This window comes from Variovorax sp. TLI9-5A, from assembly GCF_056867935.1.
Genome location: NZ_CP200310.1, coordinates 4,759,281 through 4,774,986, shown reverse-complemented (window position 1 = coordinate 4,774,986; position 15,706 = coordinate 4,759,281). Strand labels below are relative to the sequence as shown.

General features: G+C 66.1%; 13 protein-coding genes. 8 read left to right on the top strand and 5 right to left on the bottom strand.

The annotated features are described in order from the left end of the window. Positions 1-24: 24 nt before the first annotated feature. From AC1VNX_RS22695 to AC1VNX_RS22685, 3 genes are read right to left on the bottom strand one after another with little or no spacing between them, the layout of a single operon-like run. Positions 25-672, bottom strand: a complete 648-nt coding sequence (locus AC1VNX_RS22695) for a 2-dehydro-3-deoxy-6-phosphogalactonate aldolase (RefSeq protein WP_483159671.1) — start codon at positions 670-672, stop codon at positions 25-27. Beyond that, entirely contained in the window at positions 669-1,580 is a 912-nt protein-coding gene (locus AC1VNX_RS22690; RefSeq protein ID WP_483159669.1) for a 2-dehydro-3-deoxygalactonokinase, read from the bottom strand. The genes AC1VNX_RS22695 and AC1VNX_RS22690 overlap by 4 nt, the downstream gene beginning before the upstream one ends. A gap of 1 nt (position 1,581) precedes the next feature. Beyond that, positions 1,582-3,318 (bottom strand): IlvD/Edd family dehydratase, encoded by a 1,737-nt coding sequence (locus AC1VNX_RS22685; RefSeq protein WP_483159667.1) that lies wholly within the window; start codon positions 3,316-3,318, stop codon positions 1,582-1,584. A gap of 149 nt (positions 3,319-3,467) precedes the next feature. On the opposite strand from AC1VNX_RS22685, the gene AC1VNX_RS22680 reads away from it, so the two are divergent. The 5 genes from AC1VNX_RS22680 (at position 3,468) to AC1VNX_RS22660 (ending at position 8,575) form a co-directional block, all read left to right on the top strand. Further along, complete coding sequence (locus AC1VNX_RS22680; RefSeq protein ID WP_483159665.1) at positions 3,468-4,211, top strand: FadR/GntR family transcriptional regulator; 744 nt, start codon at positions 3,468-3,470, stop codon at positions 4,209-4,211. A 109-nt stretch (positions 4,212-4,320) separates the two neighbouring features. Beyond that, the gene (locus AC1VNX_RS22675) at positions 4,321-5,703 is read left to right on the top strand and encodes an ABC transporter substrate-binding protein (RefSeq protein WP_483159663.1); all 1,383 of its coding nucleotides are present in this window, start codon (positions 4,321-4,323) and stop codon (positions 5,701-5,703) included. A gap of 49 nt (positions 5,704-5,752) precedes the next feature. Further along, complete coding sequence (locus AC1VNX_RS22670) at positions 5,753-6,637, top strand: carbohydrate ABC transporter permease (protein WP_483159661.1); 885 nt, start codon at positions 5,753-5,755, stop codon at positions 6,635-6,637. Beyond that, on the top strand, positions 6,634-7,485 hold the full coding sequence (locus AC1VNX_RS22665) for a carbohydrate ABC transporter permease (RefSeq protein WP_483159659.1): 852 nt from the start codon (positions 6,634-6,636) through the stop codon (positions 7,483-7,485). The genes AC1VNX_RS22670 and AC1VNX_RS22665 overlap by 4 nt, the downstream gene beginning before the upstream one ends. Before the next feature lie 19 nt (positions 7,486-7,504). Further along, entirely contained in the window at positions 7,505-8,575 is a 1,071-nt protein-coding gene (locus tag AC1VNX_RS22660) for an ABC transporter ATP-binding protein (protein ID WP_483159657.1), read from the top strand. Positions 8,576-8,587: 12 nt separating this feature from the next. On the opposite strand, the gene AC1VNX_RS22655 is transcribed toward AC1VNX_RS22660, so the two are convergent. Continuing rightward, on the bottom strand, positions 8,588-9,625 hold the full coding sequence (locus AC1VNX_RS22655; protein WP_483159655.1) for an endonuclease/exonuclease/phosphatase family protein: 1,038 nt from the start codon (positions 9,623-9,625) through the stop codon (positions 8,588-8,590). A 51-nt stretch (positions 9,626-9,676) separates the two neighbouring features. Between AC1VNX_RS22655 and AC1VNX_RS22650 the strand changes: the two genes are divergently transcribed. Together AC1VNX_RS22650 and AC1VNX_RS22645 are read left to right on the top strand one after the other, a co-directional pair. Next, complete coding sequence (locus tag AC1VNX_RS22650; protein ID WP_483159653.1) at positions 9,677-11,122, top strand: hypothetical protein; 1,446 nt, start codon at positions 9,677-9,679, stop codon at positions 11,120-11,122. Next, entirely contained in the window at positions 11,119-11,856 is a 738-nt protein-coding gene (locus AC1VNX_RS22645; protein ID WP_483159651.1) for a hypothetical protein, read from the top strand. The genes AC1VNX_RS22650 and AC1VNX_RS22645 overlap by 4 nt, the downstream gene beginning before the upstream one ends. Positions 11,857-11,940: 84 nt before the next feature. Here AC1VNX_RS22645 and AC1VNX_RS22640 read toward each other — a convergent pair whose 3' ends face one another. Then, entirely contained in the window at positions 11,941-13,734 is a 1,794-nt protein-coding gene (locus AC1VNX_RS22640; RefSeq protein WP_483159649.1) for a DEAD/DEAH box helicase, read from the bottom strand. Between the two features lie 303 nt (positions 13,735-14,037). Here AC1VNX_RS22640 and ettA point away from each other — a divergent pair, with 303 nt between their 5' ends. Beyond that, positions 14,038-15,699: an energy-dependent translational throttle protein EttA gene (ettA, locus tag AC1VNX_RS22635; protein WP_483159647.1), complete on the top strand. Its 1,662-nt coding sequence runs from the start codon at positions 14,038-14,040 to the stop codon at positions 15,697-15,699. Positions 15,700-15,706 lie beyond the last annotated feature (7 nt).

The following is a 15,706-nucleotide window of genomic DNA, read 5'->3' as shown; positions in this document are numbered from 1 at the left end:
AGGTGCCTCTGTCAGGCGCGTCCGTCAGGCGCGGACGAGGCCCTTCCAGGCCGCGACGAACCTGTCGGCATCTTCGCGCACCGCCGCGGCCTGCTTGCCGGGCTTGTAGAGCGAGGAGCCGATGCCGAAGCCGGCGGCACCGGCCGCGCGCCATTCGGCCATGTTCGTGGGCGAGATGCCGCCAACCGGCATCACCGGCGTGCCAGCCGGCAGCACCGCCAGCAAGGCCTTCACCACGGCGGGCGAGGCCAGTTCGGCCGGGAACAGCTTGAGCCCGGTGGCGCCGGCCGCGAGCGCGCCGAAGGCTTCGGTCGGCGTCATCACGCCCGGCAGGCACACCATGCCCAGCCGTACGGCCTCGGCGATGACTTCGGCATTGAAGTTGGGCGAGACGATCAGCTCGCCGCCCGCCGCATGCACTTCGCGCACCTGCTGCGCGCCGAGCACCGTGCCGGCGCCGACCAGCGCCTGCGGAAAGCGCTTGCGCATCAGCGCGATGCTTTCCAGCGGTCGCGGCGAATTCAGCGGCACTTCGAGCAGCCGGAATCCGGGCTCGACAATGGCGTCGCCGACGTCGCCCGCTTCGGCGGGCGTGAGGCCGCGCAGGATGGCCACCAGCGGCAGCTCGCGCATCGCGGCGTCGAATTTTTCAAGGGGGGTGGGAGCGGTCATGCGGGAAATCTGTCGGAGGAATCGAGAAAGCCGGACAGCGCGTGCAGTCCGGCCCAGGTAGCCTCGGCGCCAAGCGTGCGCGTCGCGACGCCGGTGGCGCGCAGGGCCAGCGTGTAGCGCTCGGTGAGGTTGGACGAGCCGATCAGGATCACCTCGCCCGATGCCTGCAGCGCCTGCGTGCGCAGCTCCTCGCCGATCAGCAGGCCCGAGAGGTAGCTCGACAGCTCCTCCTTCGGCATGCGCTCGAACAACGCGAGCGTGCGGGTGCCGAAGGCGTTGTGCAGCAGGCCGTGTCCGTTCTCGGATCGGGTCACGCCTTCGAGAAAGGCCGCTTCGTCGAGCGGCGCCGACGCATCGAGCGTGCGCGCCAGTATCGAATGCTGGCTCAGCAGCGCGTAGAACTCGCCCGTCATGTAGGTGCGGAAGCCGGCGACGCGGCCCTTCTTCACCGAGGCCCACTTGTTGTGCGTGCCGGGCAGCACGAAGACACCTTCGCTCAGGCCGGTGAGCTCCATCGCGCCGAAGATCTGCACTTCCTCGCCGCGCATCACGTCGGGCACGCCGGCGTGCTCGTCGCTCAGGCCCGGCACGATCGCAATGCGCGCACCCGGAACGGCGTCGATGTCGATGATCCGGCGACCCACTTCGACGCGGCCGGCGGGGCAGGCGCAGTAGGGCGCCTCCACCCAGCCCTGCTTGCTGCCGGCCATGCCGGAGATCAGGCAGCGTGCGCCTTCGAGGCGCATCCAGTCGCCGAAGAGCTTGTCGAAGACGGCCGGAAAGCCGCCTTCGGGCACCGTGAGAATCCCGCGCGCATCGCTGCGCTCTTCGAGCACCTTGCCGCCAGCGTCCAGCAGCGCGCCGCGCAGTGAACTCGTGCCCCAGTCGATTGCTACCAGTCTTGTCATCTCAGTGATTGTCGCGCGGCACGAATGCCCCGCGGCGACCACGCAGGAAGGCCAGGTCAGCCCCTTGGTCAGCCTGCAAAACTGTATCGACGTACAACTTCCAGTAACCGGATTCCAGCGGCGCCTTGGGCGCGACCCACTTCTCGCGGCGCTTCGCGAGCTCTTCGTCGCTCACGTGCAGGTGCAGCTTGCGGTTGGGCACGTCGAGCTCGACGATGTCGCCGTCCTGCACCAGCGCCAGCGGGCCGCCCGCAGCCGCCTCGGGCGCGGTGTGCAGCACCACGGTGCCGTAGGCCGTGCCGCTCATGCGCGCGTCGCTGATGCGGACCATGTCGGTGATGCCCTTGCGCAGCACCTTCGGCGGCAGCGGCATGTTGCCGGCCTCGGCCATGCCGGGATAGCCCTTGGGGCCGCAGTTCTTGAGCACCATGACGCAGTTCTCGTCGATGTCGAGGTTCTCGTCGTCGATGCGCTTGTGCAGGTCGTCGGCGTTTTCGAACACCACCGCGCGGCCCTTGTGCACCAGCAGCTCGGGCGTGGCCGCGCTGGGCTTGATGATGGCGCCGTTGGGCGCGAGGTTGCCGCGCAGCACGCAGATGCCGGCCTTGTCCTTGAAGGGCTCGGCCAGGGGGCGGATGACCTGCGGGTTGAAGTTCTCGGCGTCCTTCACGTTCTCCCACAGGCTCTGGCCTGTGGCGGTGAGGACGTCCTTGTGCAGGTGCTCGGCGATTTCCTTGATGACCACCGGCAGGCCGCCCGCGTAGCAGAAGTCTTCCATCAGGAACTGGCCCGAGGGCTGCAGGTTCACCAGGCAGGGCAGCTCGGATGCGAGACGGTCGAAGTCCTCCAGCGTGAGTTCGACGCCCATGCGGCCCGCGATGGCCAGCAGGTGGATCACGAAGTTGGTCGAGCCCCCGATCGCCGCGTTGACCTTGATCGCGTTCTCGATGGCCTGGCGCGTGAGGATCTTCGACATGTTCATGTCTTCATGGACCATGCCGACGATGCGCCGGCCCGCCTGCCGTGCGAGCACGTTGCGGCGGCCGTCCACGGCGGGGTAGGCCGCGTTGCCCGGCAGGCCGATGCCCAGCGACTCGACCATGCTGGCCATGGTGCTCGCGGTGCCCATCGTCATGCAGTGCCCGTGGCTGCGGTGCATGCAGCTCTCGGCCTCGAAGAATTCCTGCAGCTTGAGCGTGCCGGCGCGCACCTGCTCGCTCATCTGCCACACGCCGGTGCCGGAGCCCAGCTCCTGGCCGCGCCACTTGCCCGAGAGCATCGGGCCGCCCGACACGCCGATGGTCGGCAGGTCGACGCTGGCCGCGCCCATCATGAGCGCGGGGGTGGTCTTGTCGCAGCCCATGAGCAGCACCACGCCGTCGAGCGGGTTGCCGCGGATGCTTTCCTCCACGTCCATGCTCGCGAGGTTGCGATACAGCATGGCGGTGGGCCGCAGCAGCGTCTCGCCGAGCGACATCACCGGGAACTCGAGCGGGAAGCCGCCCGCTTCGTACACGCCGATCTTCACCTGCTCGGCAAGCGTGCGGAAGTGCGAGTTGCAGGGCGTGAGCTCGCTGAAGGTGTTGCAGATGCCGATGACCGGGCGGCCATCGAACTGGTCGTGCGGAACGCCTTTGCCCTTCATCCAGCTTCGGTAGATGAAGCCGTCGCGGTCATGTCGGCCGAACCATTGCTGGCTGCGAAGTTCCTCGGGTTTTTTCTTGGGGGCGGTGCTCATGGAATGTCTCTCTTTGTTGTCGAAGCTTGGGCTCGACCCTCAGGGTTTGTCCTGCCGATAGAGCTTTTCAATCATCATATGATAAGCGCGAACAATGCGCCGGACCCTTAGTGTTTTCGAGCGCCGGGATATCAGATTTCACATCGCACATGATCAAGAACATCCACGGTCGCACGCTCGAACTCCTCGGTGAAGCCGTGGTGTCGGGCCGCTATGCGATCGGCGCGTCCATCCCTTCCGAGCCCGTGCTCGGAGAGGAGCTGGGCGTGAGCCGTACCGTGGTGCGCGAGGCCATCAAGTCGCTGGCGGCCAAGGGCCTGATCGTGACGGGACCGAAGGTCGGCACGCGCGTGCTGCCCAAGGACAAGTGGAACTGGTTCGACCCCGACGTCATCACCTGGCAGGCGCGCGCCGGCCTCACGCCCGAGTTTCTGCGCGACCTGCAGGACCTGCGCCGCGTGGTGGAGCCCGCGGCGGTGCGACTGGCCGCGGAGAGGGCGACCGGAGAAGACATCGACGAGATCGAGCGCGCCTATGCGGGCATGAAGGAAGCCGTGGAGAACGGCGGCGACTACGTCACCTTCGACCTGCGCTTTCACAACGGCCTGCTGTCCGCCGCGCGCAACCGCATGCTCGCGCAGATGAGCAAGGCGCTCAACGCACTGCTGCGCACCAGCTTCGAGATTTCGACCACCAAGCCCGACGGCCCCACGCTCTCGCTGCCGCTGCACCGCGCGGTGCTGGACGCGGTGATCGCGCACGACCCGGACAGGGCGGAGCGCGCGATCATCCGCCTCATCGACGGCGCCCGCCAGGACATCGAGGACGTGCTGGGCTCGCGCCGCCGATTGCCGCGACTGAGCAGGCCGCCACCGAGGCTCAAGGCCAGTTAGCCGCATTGGTGTCTGCATACGCGTTTGTCCGCAGTTCGCATCCGGTTCTTTCACCCTACGCTCGCGCGCCGAGCCAATTCCACCCACAGAAGAGAAGGAGACAAAGTCCATGAAACTCGTCAAGTCGCTGATCGCGCCGACGCTGGTCGCGATGGGCCTGCTGTCGGCAGGCCATGTCGCCGCGCAGGAAAAACTCACCGTCTGGTGGGTCAAGGGCTTCTACAAGGCGGAGGACGACGCGCTGTTCGCCGCCATCAAGAAGTTCGAGGAGAAGAACAAGAACGTGAAGATCGAACTGTCGCAGTACCCGATCCAGGACATGATCCCCAAGACCGTGTCCGCGCTCGACTCGGGCAGCCCGCCCGACGTGGCGTACGCCGACGTGTACGACTTCCAGGTCACCGGCAAGTGGGCCTACGACGGCAAGCTGGAAGACATCAGCAGCGTGCTCACGCCCATGAAGGACCGCTTCGCGCCCAACACGCTGGAGACCACCTACCTCTACAACGACCAGACGAAGAACAAGGCGTACTACGCCTTCCCGATCAAGCAGCAGACCATGCACATCGAGTACTGGCTCGACATGCTCGCCGAGGCCGGGTTCAAGGAGTCCGACATTCCCACCGGCTGGAAGGACTACTGGTCGTTCTGGTGCGAGAAGGTGCAGCCCGCCAGCCGCCAGAAGAGCGGCAAGCGCAACTTCGGCATCGGCATGCCGATGGGCGTTGATTCGAGCGACGCGTTCTATTCGTTCCTGACCTTCATGGACGCCTACAACGTCAAGCTGGTGGACGACAACGGCAAGCTGCTGGTCGACGATCCGAAGGTGCGCACCGGCCTCATCGGTGCCATGACCGACTACACGACGCCTTACGTCAAGGGCTGCACGCCGCCTTCCTCCACCAGCTGGAAGGACCCGGACAACAACGTCGCCTTCCACAACAAGACGACAGTGATGACGCACAACGCGACCATCTCCATCGCCGCCAAGTGGCTCGACGATTCGAACAACGCATCGCTCACGCCCGAGCAGCGTGAAGAGGCGCGCAAGAACTACACCGAGCGCATCCGCACGGCCGGCTTCCCGAACAAGCCCGATGGCAGCAAGATGGTCTACCGCACGGCCGTGAAGACCGGCGTGGTGTTCAAGGACGCGAAGAACAAGGCCCGCGCCAAGGAGTTCGTGTCGTTCCTGCTGCAGGAAGAAAACCTCACTCCGTACGTCGAGGGTTCGCTGGGCCGCTGGTTCCCCGTGACCAAGACCGCGCAGCAGCGTGACTTCTGGAAGGCCGACCCGCATCGCCTCTCGGTCTACAACCAGTACGCCGCCGGCACCGTGACCTTCGAATTCACGAAGAACTACAAGTTCACCGTGCTGAACAACGAGAACGTCTGGGCCAAGGCCATGAGCCGCGTCGTGACCGACAAGGTGCCGGTGGACAAGGCAGTGGACGAGATGATCGCCCGCATCAAGACGGTGGCGGGGCAGTAAGCCGCGCACCCACGGCACTGGTCAGCACGTTCACCATCAGTAGCACGCCATGAGCAGCGCAACTGCCTCCGCCGCCGCGCCGAGTACTTCGGCGCCTGTCGTCAATCCCGGAGCGCGGCATGCGCGCTGGCAGTTCTGGGGCGCGGTCATGGTCGTGCCCTACCTGCTGGTGTTCGTGGTGTTCGTGCTGTACCCGGTGGGCTACGGCCTCTGGCTGGCCCGCCATCCGCAAAGCTACGTGAAGCTGGTCGAAGACCCGATCTTCTTCCGCTCCGTGATCAACACGGCCATCTTCCTGGTCGTGGCGATCAACCTCAAGATGCTCGTGGCCCTCGTGCTCTCGGGCTTCTTCGTGACATCGCGCTGGTGGATCAAGATCGTCTCGGCGATCTTCATCTTGCCGTGGGCGATGCCTTCCATTCCCACGATCCTGTCGATCCGCTTCATGCTCAACCCGGAGTGGGGCGTGATCAACAGCACCATCTTCCGCCTGACCGGCGCCGATGGCCCCAACTGGCTCAACGATCCCTCGCTGGCGCTGGCCTTCGCGATGCTCGTGCACATCTGGAAGTCGCTGCCGTTCTGGACGCTCATTCTCGTGGCCGGCCGCCTGGCCATTCCCACCGAGCAGTACGAGGCGGCTTCCGTCGACGGCGCCTCGTCGTGGCAGAAGTTCCGCTTCGTGAGCTGGCCCGCGCTCAAGACGCTCTACATCACCTCGCTCATCCTCTCGATGATCTGGACGCTGGGCGACTTCAACAGCGTCTACCTGCTGACCGGCGGCGGACCCGCCGACCTCACGCACGTGCTCGCCACGCTGGGCATCCGCTACCTGCGCCTCGACCAGGTCGACCTGTCGATGGCGTCCATCGTGGTGGCCTTGCCATTGGTGCTGCCGCTCGTGTACTTCATGATGAAGAGGCTCTCGAAATGAAGCGCTGGACTCCGAAAGCGGTGCTCACCGAGGCCCGGCTGCTGCTCATCGGCATCCCGGTGCTGCTGTGGACGCTGATCCCGGTCTATCACATGGTGCTGTTCGCGATCTCGTCGAAGGACTCCGCGACCTCGGGCCATCTGTGGCCCAAGAGCCCCACGCTGGACAACTTCCGCATCGTGTTCCAGCAGAAGCACTTCTACCTCGACCACTTCTGGCTGCAGCTGTGGAACTCGCTGCTGATCGCGCTGTCAGTGGGCGTGCTCACGCTCTTCGTGGCGACCACGGCGGCGTTCGCCATCAGCCGGCTGCGCGTGCGCGGCGGGCGCACGGTGATGAACATGGCGCTGTTCACCTACTTCATCCCGGCGGCCTTCCTCGCGGTGCCCATGTACAAGACCATGGGCAACTACGGCCTGCTCAACAGCCAGTGGGCGCTGATCCTTGCGATGGTGACCATTGCTTCGCCGTACTGCATCTGGGTGCTGAAGCAGGCCTCCGACAAGCTGCCCTACGAGCTCGACGAGGCCGCGCGCATGGATGGTGCCTCGCCGCTGCAGCTGTTTCGCCTCGTGTACCTGCCGCTGATGGTGCCCTCGCTGGTGGCCGTGGGCACGTACTCGCTGCTGCTGGCCTGGAACGAGTACCTCTATGCCTTCCTGCTGCTGTCGAACGACAAGAGCGTGACGCTGGCCGTGGCGCTGGGCAACTTTCTCTCGGCCGACGATTCGCCGTGGGAACTGCTGATGGCAACCGGCCTGATCTACGCGCTGCCCCCGGCAGCGATCTATTACGCATTCAAGCGCTACATGGTCGGCGGCCTGACCGCCGGAGCAGTCAAGAGCTGAACGATTTCAGGGACAACACATGGCATCCGTATCCTTTCGCAATATCCAGAAATCCTTCGGCAAGGTCCAGATCATCAAGGGCCTGGGCTTCGACATCACCGACGGCGAGTTCGTCGTGCTGGTCGGCCCTTCGGGCTGCGGCAAGTCGACGCTGCTGCGCATGCTCGCGGGCCTGGAGGACATCAGCGGCGGCGAGATCGTCATCGACGGCCGCGTGGTCAACGACCTCGAGTCGAAGGATCGTGACATCGCCATGGTGTTCCAGAGCTACGCGCTCTATCCGCACATGACGGTGGGCGAGAACATGGGCTTCAGCCTGCGGCTGCGCAACGCCGACAAGTCGGTGACCGACGAGCGCGTGAACAAGGCCGCGAAGATCCTCAACCTCGACGCGCTGCTGGGCCGCTATCCGCGCGAGCTCTCGGGCGGCCAGCGCCAGCGCGTGGCCATGGGCCGGGCCATCGTGCGCGATCCGAAGGTGTTTCTCTTCGACGAGCCGCTGTCGAACCTCGACGCCAAGCTGCGCGTGGCGATGCGCGCCGAGATCAAGGCGCTTCACCAGCGGCTGAAGACCACCACCGTCTACGTCACGCACGACCAGATCGAGGCCATGACCATGGCCGACCGCATCGTCGTGATGCACGACGGCATCGTCGAGCAGATCGGCACGCCGCTGGACCTGTACGACCGGCCCGACAACCTGTTCGTCGCGCAGTTCATCGGCTCGCCGTCGATGAACGTCATCGAGGGCACGGTGCGGCGCTCGGGCGGCGACTGCTGGGTCGAGGCGCAGGGCGCGCGCTGGCCGGTTCCCGCCGCCACGTCGGCGCCCGACGGCCAGCCGGTGCACTACGGCGTCAGGCCCGGCGACATGACGCTGGGCGGCGGATCGCACGGCGTCGAAGCCAGGGTCATCGTGGTCGAGCCCACCGGCGCCGAGACCGAGCTGCTGGTGCAGGTCGGCGAGGCAAGGCTGGTGCTCGCGGTGCACGGCCGCGTCGACGCGGGGCCCGACGACACGGTGCGGCTGGCCATCGAGTCGGAGAACGTGCACCTGTTCGACCGGCAGACCGGCCGCCGCATGGGCTGAACCTGATCGCGGCTACGTGCGCAGCCGCAGGAGGGCGCGCACGAAGCCGTGGTCGGAGCGCGAGCGGTCGCGCCCTTCGTGCAGGTGGTCGTTGAAATAGTCGACGCGCCGCACGTCGCCCAGGCTGTGCCGGCTGGTGGCCACGAATTCCTCGCTCACGAAGATCTGGTCGAGCACGTCCGGGTAGCCCTGGTGGATGTGCGAGTAGGCCACGTCCTTCTTGAGCGCCGACTCGCCCTGCATCTCGTAGGCGTTGAAGAGCGCCACGTCGCGCGCCGCCTTGTCGTAGGCCACCTCGGAGGTGGCGGCCACGAGTTGCGTGGTCACGCTGTGCGGGTTGTCGTTGAAGTCACCCATCACCACCAGCGGCACGTCCGTGCCCTGCAGCAGGTCGATCACGATGCAGCGCAGGGCGGCAGCCTCGGCGCCGCGCATCAGCAGCGAACGCAGCGAGGCCATCACGCCCACCTTGCGGTCGTCGCGGTCTTCCAGGTGGTTGCCCTGGGCGTCCTGCAGGAACTTGGGGCGCTTGGACTTCAGGTGCACCGTGAGCACGTGCACCTGCTGGCCGTGCTTCATGCGCACCGTGGCGAGCAGGGGAGGCCGCTCGAAGCGCGTGTGCGGGCCGATGCCAGGCACCTCCACGCCGAAGCCCGGCGGAAAGTCGACGAAGGAGCGGATCTCGTCCACCTTCAGCCGGGTCGCGATGCCCACGCGCGGCGTACCCTGCGCGCCCGGCCGCGCGGGCGTGCCCTCGGGGCTGCCGGGCGGCGGCGTGTTCTCCGCGCCGGGCACGGAGATGAAGTCATAGCGCAGCCCGCTGCGCGCGATGCAGGCCTTCAGCGCCGACTCGTCCCACACCTCCTGCACCGCCAGCACGTCGGCGTTGAGCGCGTGGAAGCGCTCGCCGGTCCATTCGATCTTCCGCTCGTACTCGCGCTCGGTGTAGGCGTCCTGGTTCTCGTAGTACACGCGGTTCGGCGCCGCGAGGTTGAGGAGGTTGCAGGTGGCGACGAAGAGGGTGGCGTAGTTGGGCGGGATGTATTGCATGGGGTGACGATTGTGGCCCGGGTTACGATTCCCGACCAAGGTGCACCCGCCATGTCATTCGACGTCGAGGCCGGCTGCAGAAACAACAATGAAATGAGGGGGCCGCCGGTGGCGGAATGTATGAAGCTGATCCATATCACCGCGTGCGCCGTAGCGACGCTGCTTGTCGCCGGTTGCGCGTCCAGAGGCAATTCGTCGATGTCCTTCGGCGGCAAGCTTGTCGAACACAGCTTGCTGCGCATCGACGATCACGTTTCCTTTGCGCTGGAAGACGGGCCCGAGACCCGCAACTTCACTGTCTCCTGCAATGCAGAGCAGGCGTGGTTGCTCTACTCCGATTTGCGCACCGGCCGAAGCTATCCGGTGACCGGACCACGCTATGGCGTGCGCAAGGAATTGGTGGAGCGCCAGGCGCAGGCGCTGAAAGCGTTGCCCGAGGTCGAGCGTGCGTGCCGAGCGGAGCGGCCCGATTGGCGCGAAGTGCAACGCAGCCCGGACGGGACGTTCACGCTCATCGACATCGCAAGCGTCGAGACAGCGAACGGTGCATTGCTCTTCTGGGGCGCATTCGACTACCCGCGAATGGACTTCGACCTGCCTTACCGAGCCCCGTTCGGCCAGAAGCGCGAGCGCTTCAGGCTCGTATGCCAAACGCAGTCCTACGCTCAGGTGAGCGGCTTCGACATCGATGAGCGCGGTCGGGTCACGGACGGTCGGGTCGATGGCGCCAAGGCGAAGTCGAGCGCTATCGGCACCGATACGAATTCGGACTACCAGGCGCTCTTCAAGGCGGCCTGCGGCGGCACTTCGGCGGCGCAGGCGCTACCCGTTTTCGCTCCTCGCGCCAAGTCGATGCCCGATCCCCGAGGCCTGACGGCACTCAGCCCGGAGGTGACGACCGCCGTTTCGCGATCGGGCCTTCCCCCGGCGCCCAAGCGACTGAAGCGCGTCGTACTCGAAGGCACATGGACCAGGGACGGCAAGACGACTCCAACCCGCAGCGAGGTCCAGATCGAGCCGGACGCCACAGCTTCCATTTTCCGGACCCGTACCAGGGAGGCCGACGGTACACGGGGTCAATTCGCCTCGTTCGCAGGTTTGGCCGATTTGAGTGCCTTCGTCAACTTTCTTCCCGGCCCCGCCACGATTAGCCAGGTCGTGACCGATCTCTCGCTGACAGGGGACTGGCAGCGCATGACGGTCGGCTCCGAGTTGCGTTACGCCACGAAGAAGCTGAGCCTGTTCAGCATGATGGGTGGAACGACCTACGACTACACGACCGTCTGCAAGATCGTCGGCGTCAGCGCGGCTGCCGAACTTCATGCCGATCTGAGCGGCGAGGCCAAGCGCCTGCAGTGCCATATGGAGCCCGACTCGCTCGGCCGGACCAGCACCTATGCCTACCTGACCGACTATGGCTACGCGGTGCAGCTCGGGGAGGCCGGGGCAAAGCCGCCTTCCGAAGGCGTCAAGAAGATCACGGCGGTCGAGCAATGAGCGGCGTGTCCATCACACATCGGCGCGGTTTTCTGTGCAACCTGGGGCAGGTGATGACTTGCGCAGCCCTGCCTGCCCTCGCCGCATGCGGCTCCGGTCCCAGGACGCCGCCGCCGTTGCCCAAGATCACTCGCGTCATGGTGATCCCCGTCGCCCCCATCGAGAAGATGCACACCGAGAACAAGGGCATCCCCCTGGGCGTGCTGTGGCAGTCGCTGGCCGACCGGATCAAGGGCGCCGATTTCAACGAGCGCATGGAGGCAGTGCGCCGCGGGATGGGCCCCAAACTGACGGCTGCGTTGGTGCAGCAACTGAATGCGCAGGGCTACCAGGCAGAAGCGCTCGAAGGCGTGTCGCGTCCGGCGGCGTCGCCGGACAACGTCGACTACAGCCGGCTGCCAACCACCGAGCCGGTGCTGCACGTGTACTTCAACGAGGTCGGCATGTATTCGGCGCGCTTCTCTACCGACTACATCCCGCGGGTCAACGTGAGCGCCTACCTGATGGATTCGAAGGACGGGGACACCGTCTATTCCGAAACCCTGTACTACGGGGCCGATGCGAGTGGAGACAAAACGGTCAATGTGCCGGCAAACCCGGGCCACCGGTGGGGCAGTTTCGGCGAATTGGTCGCTCAGCCGCAAGCGGTTGCCGCGAGCTATGACGAGGCGGTAATCGCGCTTGCGACCCGCATCGCGAGGAACATCCGGGCGCAGACGGCGCCACCCCGCTGAGGGCGGTTGCTGCCCGAGGGAGAAGAAAGGGCACCGAGGTGCCCTTTTCAATTTGCAGGCAGGCGTGCTGCTCGCAGCGCCTTGTCAGCGGCCGAACGAACGGCCACCACCACCGCCACCGGAACGGTTGCCACCGCCGTAGCCGCCGCCACCACCCGAACGGCCACCGCCGCCCGAACGATTGCCGCCGCCGTAGCCACCGCCACCGCCGCCGCCCGAGCGGCCGCCGCGTCCGCGGCCGCCCATGTGGTCGACGCTGGTGCGCAGCGGATCGGGCTGGCCGGCACCGCCGCCGCCGACCGATTCGGCTCGCAGGTGCGCGACCTGGTTGGCCTGCGTCGGGCTGTGGCTGTTGCCGTGGTGGCGCGGCTGGCGCTCCTCGTGCGGCGCGTGATGGTGATGTTGAGGGGCGCGTGCCGGGCCCTGCGGGTTGCGGGGCTGCTGCTGCGGACGGGCGCCCTGGCCGCGCGGGCCCTGGCCTTGACCCTGGCCGCCGCCGTTGGCATTGCGGCCCTGGCCGTTGCCGCCCTGGCCACCGCCACGGCGCTGGCCGCCATTGCCGCCACCACCACCGTTGCCGCCGCCCTGGCCGGCCTTGTTCTCGCGGATGCGCTGCAGCATCTCGGTGCGAGCGGCCTTGGCGGCCGCCTGCATGACTTCGCGGCTCGGCGGACGGCCGGCGCCGCCCCAGATGGTCTGGCGGCCCATGGCGATGGGCTCGGCGCGCTCGCCTTCCTCGGGGCCGAAGCCTTCGATGACCTGCACGGGAATCGTCTGCTTGGTGAAGCGCTCGATCTCCTGCATGAAGCCTTCTTCGTCCAGGCACACGAAGCTCACGGCCTCGCCGCTGGAGCCGGCGCGGCCCGTGCGGCCGATGCGGTGCACGTAGTCTTCGCTGACGTTCGGGATCTCGTAGTTCACGACGTGCGGCAGTTCGTCGATGTCGATGCCGCGGGCCGCGATGTCGGTGGCCACCAGCGCGCGGATCTCACCGCTCTTGAACCCGGCCAGCGCCTGGGTGCGGGCGCTCTGGCTCTTGTTGCCGTGCAGCGCCATCGCCTCGATGCCGTTCTTGGTGAGGAACTCGGCCACGCTGTTGGCGCCGAACTTGGTGCGCGTGAACACGAGCACCTGGCTCCACTTGTTCTCGTTGATGATGTGCGCGAGCAGCGCCTTCTTCTTGCCGCGGCCCACGGGGTGGATCACCTGGGTGATGCGCTGCACCGTGGTGTTGCGCGGCGTGACCTGGATGCTCTGCGGATTCTTCAGCAGCGTGGCCGCGAGGTCGCGGATCTCGTCGCTGAAGGTGGCCGAGAACAGCAGGCTCTGCTTTTCCTTGGGCACCAGCGCCAGCACCTTGCGCACGTCGTGGATGAAGCCCATGTCGAGCATGCGGTCGGCTTCGTCGAGGATCAGCATCTGGACCTGGCCCAGGTCGAGCATGCCCTGCTGCTGCAGGTCGAGCAGGCGGCCGGGGGTGGCCACGAGGATGTCGACGCCCTTCTTGAGCTTGGCGATCTGCGGGTTCATGCCGACGCCGCCGAAGATCACGGTCGAGTCGAGCTGCAGGTATTTGCCGTAGGTGCGCACCGACTCCTCGACCTGCGCGGCGAGTTCGCGCGTGGGGGTCAGCACGAGGGCGCGGATGCCGGTGCCGCCGAACTTGTTGGTGGCGCTGCGGCTCATGCTGAGCTTGTGCAGCATTGGCAGCGTGAAGGCGGCGGTCTTGCCGGTGCCGGTCTGGGCGCCGCCGAGCAGGTCGTGGCCTTCGAGCACCGCGGGGATGGCTTGCGCCTGGATGGGGGTGGGGGAGTCGTAGCCGTGTTCGTGCACAGCCTTCAAGATGGCGGGAGCCAGCTTCAGTTCGTCAAAATTCATTGGAAACAACAAGCGCCATACACGGCGCGGTGGCATCGGCCCGCCAGGCGTTTCTAGACAACGCCGAGCCAGTCAAGGCAGATGAGGATCAGGGGTGGGAGCCGGAAAGTCCGCCCTCGCAAAAGGGTTGAAATGGACCTTTCTTCGTCCCCGGCAGAGAGCCGGTGTTGCGGGCAACTGGACCCGGCAACGGGGCCTATTGTCGCATGAGTCGATAATCGGTGGTTTGCCGCGCCCGAATGCCTGCATTCCGGCGGCCGCGCATTCCCCCGAATCCCCGCTACCCAAGGTAACCAACCACACATGGCTCAATACGTCTATTCGATGAACCGTGTCAGCAAGACCGTGCCGCCCAAGCGGCAGATCTTGAAAGACATTTCGCTGTCCTTCTTCCCCGGCGCCAAGATCGGCGTGCTCGGCCTGAACGGCTCGGGCAAGTCCACGCTGCTCAAGATCATGGCGGGCGTCGACAAGGAAATCGAGGGCGAGGCGCTGCCCATGCCCGGCCTGACCATCGGCTACCTGGAGCAGGAGCCCAAGCTCAACCCCGAGCACACCGTGCGCGAATCGGTCGAGGAATCGATGGGCGCCGTCAACGCCGCCAAGAAGCGCCTGGAAGAGGTCTACGAGCTGTACGCAGCCGAAGATGCCGATTTCGACGCACTTGCGGCCGAGCAGGCCGAGCTCGAAGCCATCATCGCCACCGCCGGCACCGACTCCGAGCACCAGCTCGAGATCGCCGCCGATGCCCTGCGCCTGCCGGCCTGGGACGCCAAGATCGGCGTGCTCTCCGGCGGTGAAAAGCGCCGCGTCGCGCTGTGCCGCCTGCTGCTGAGCAAGCCCGACATGCTGCTGCTCGACGAACCGACCAACCACCTGGACGCCGAATCGGTCGAGTGGCTCGAAGTGTTCCTGCAGCGCTTCCCGGGCACCGTGGTGGCCATCACCCACGATCGCTACTTCCTCGACAACGCCGCCGAGTGGATCCTCGAACTGGACCGCGGCCGCGGCATTCCATGGAAGGGCAACTACAGCACCTGGCTCGAGCAGAAGGGCGAGCGCCTGGCGCAGGAGCAGAAGAGCGAGGAAGCCCACGCCAAGGCCCTGAAGAAGGAACTCGAGTGGTCGCGCCAGAACCCGAAGGCACGCCAGGCCAAGAGCAAGTCGCGCCTGGCCCGCTTCGAGGAGCTGAGCGACGTCGAATACCAGAAGCGCAACGAAACGCAGGAAATCTTCATTCCCGTGGCCGAGCGACTGGGCAGCCAGGTTTTCGAGTTCAGGAACGTCAGCAAGTCCTTCGGCGACCGCATGCTGATCGACAACCTGAGCTTCAACGTGCCTGCGGGCGCCATCGTCGGCATCATCGGCCCGAACGGCGCCGGCAAGTCGACGCTGTTCAAGCTGCTGGCAGGCAAGGAAAAGCCGGATTCGGGCGAGGTCGTCATCGGCCAGACCGTGAAGATGGCCTTCGTCGACCAGTCGCGCGACGCGCTGGGCGACCAGAAGACCGTGTGGGAAGACATCTCGAACGGCCTGGACATCATCAACGTCGGCAAGTTCCAGATGGCCAGCCGCGCCTACGCGGGCCGCTTCAACTTCAACGGCGCGGACCAGCAGAAGAAGGTCGGCACGCTGTCGGGCGGTGAACGCGGCCGCCTGCACCTGGCCAAGACGCTGATCGCCGGCGGCAATGTGCTGCTGCTCGACGAACCCTCGAACGACCTGGACGTGGAAACCCTGCGCGCGCTCGAAGACGCGCTGCTCGAATTCGCCGGCACGGTCATGGTGATCAGCCACGACCGCTGGTTCCTCGACCGCATCGCCACGCACATCCTCGCGGCCGAAGGCGACAGCCAATGGACCTTCTTCGACGGCAACTACCAGGAGTACGAAGCCGACAAGAAGAAGCGCCTGGGCGAGGAAGGCGCGAAGCCCAAGCGCATGCGCTACAAGGCTCTGAAATAGGGCTCGC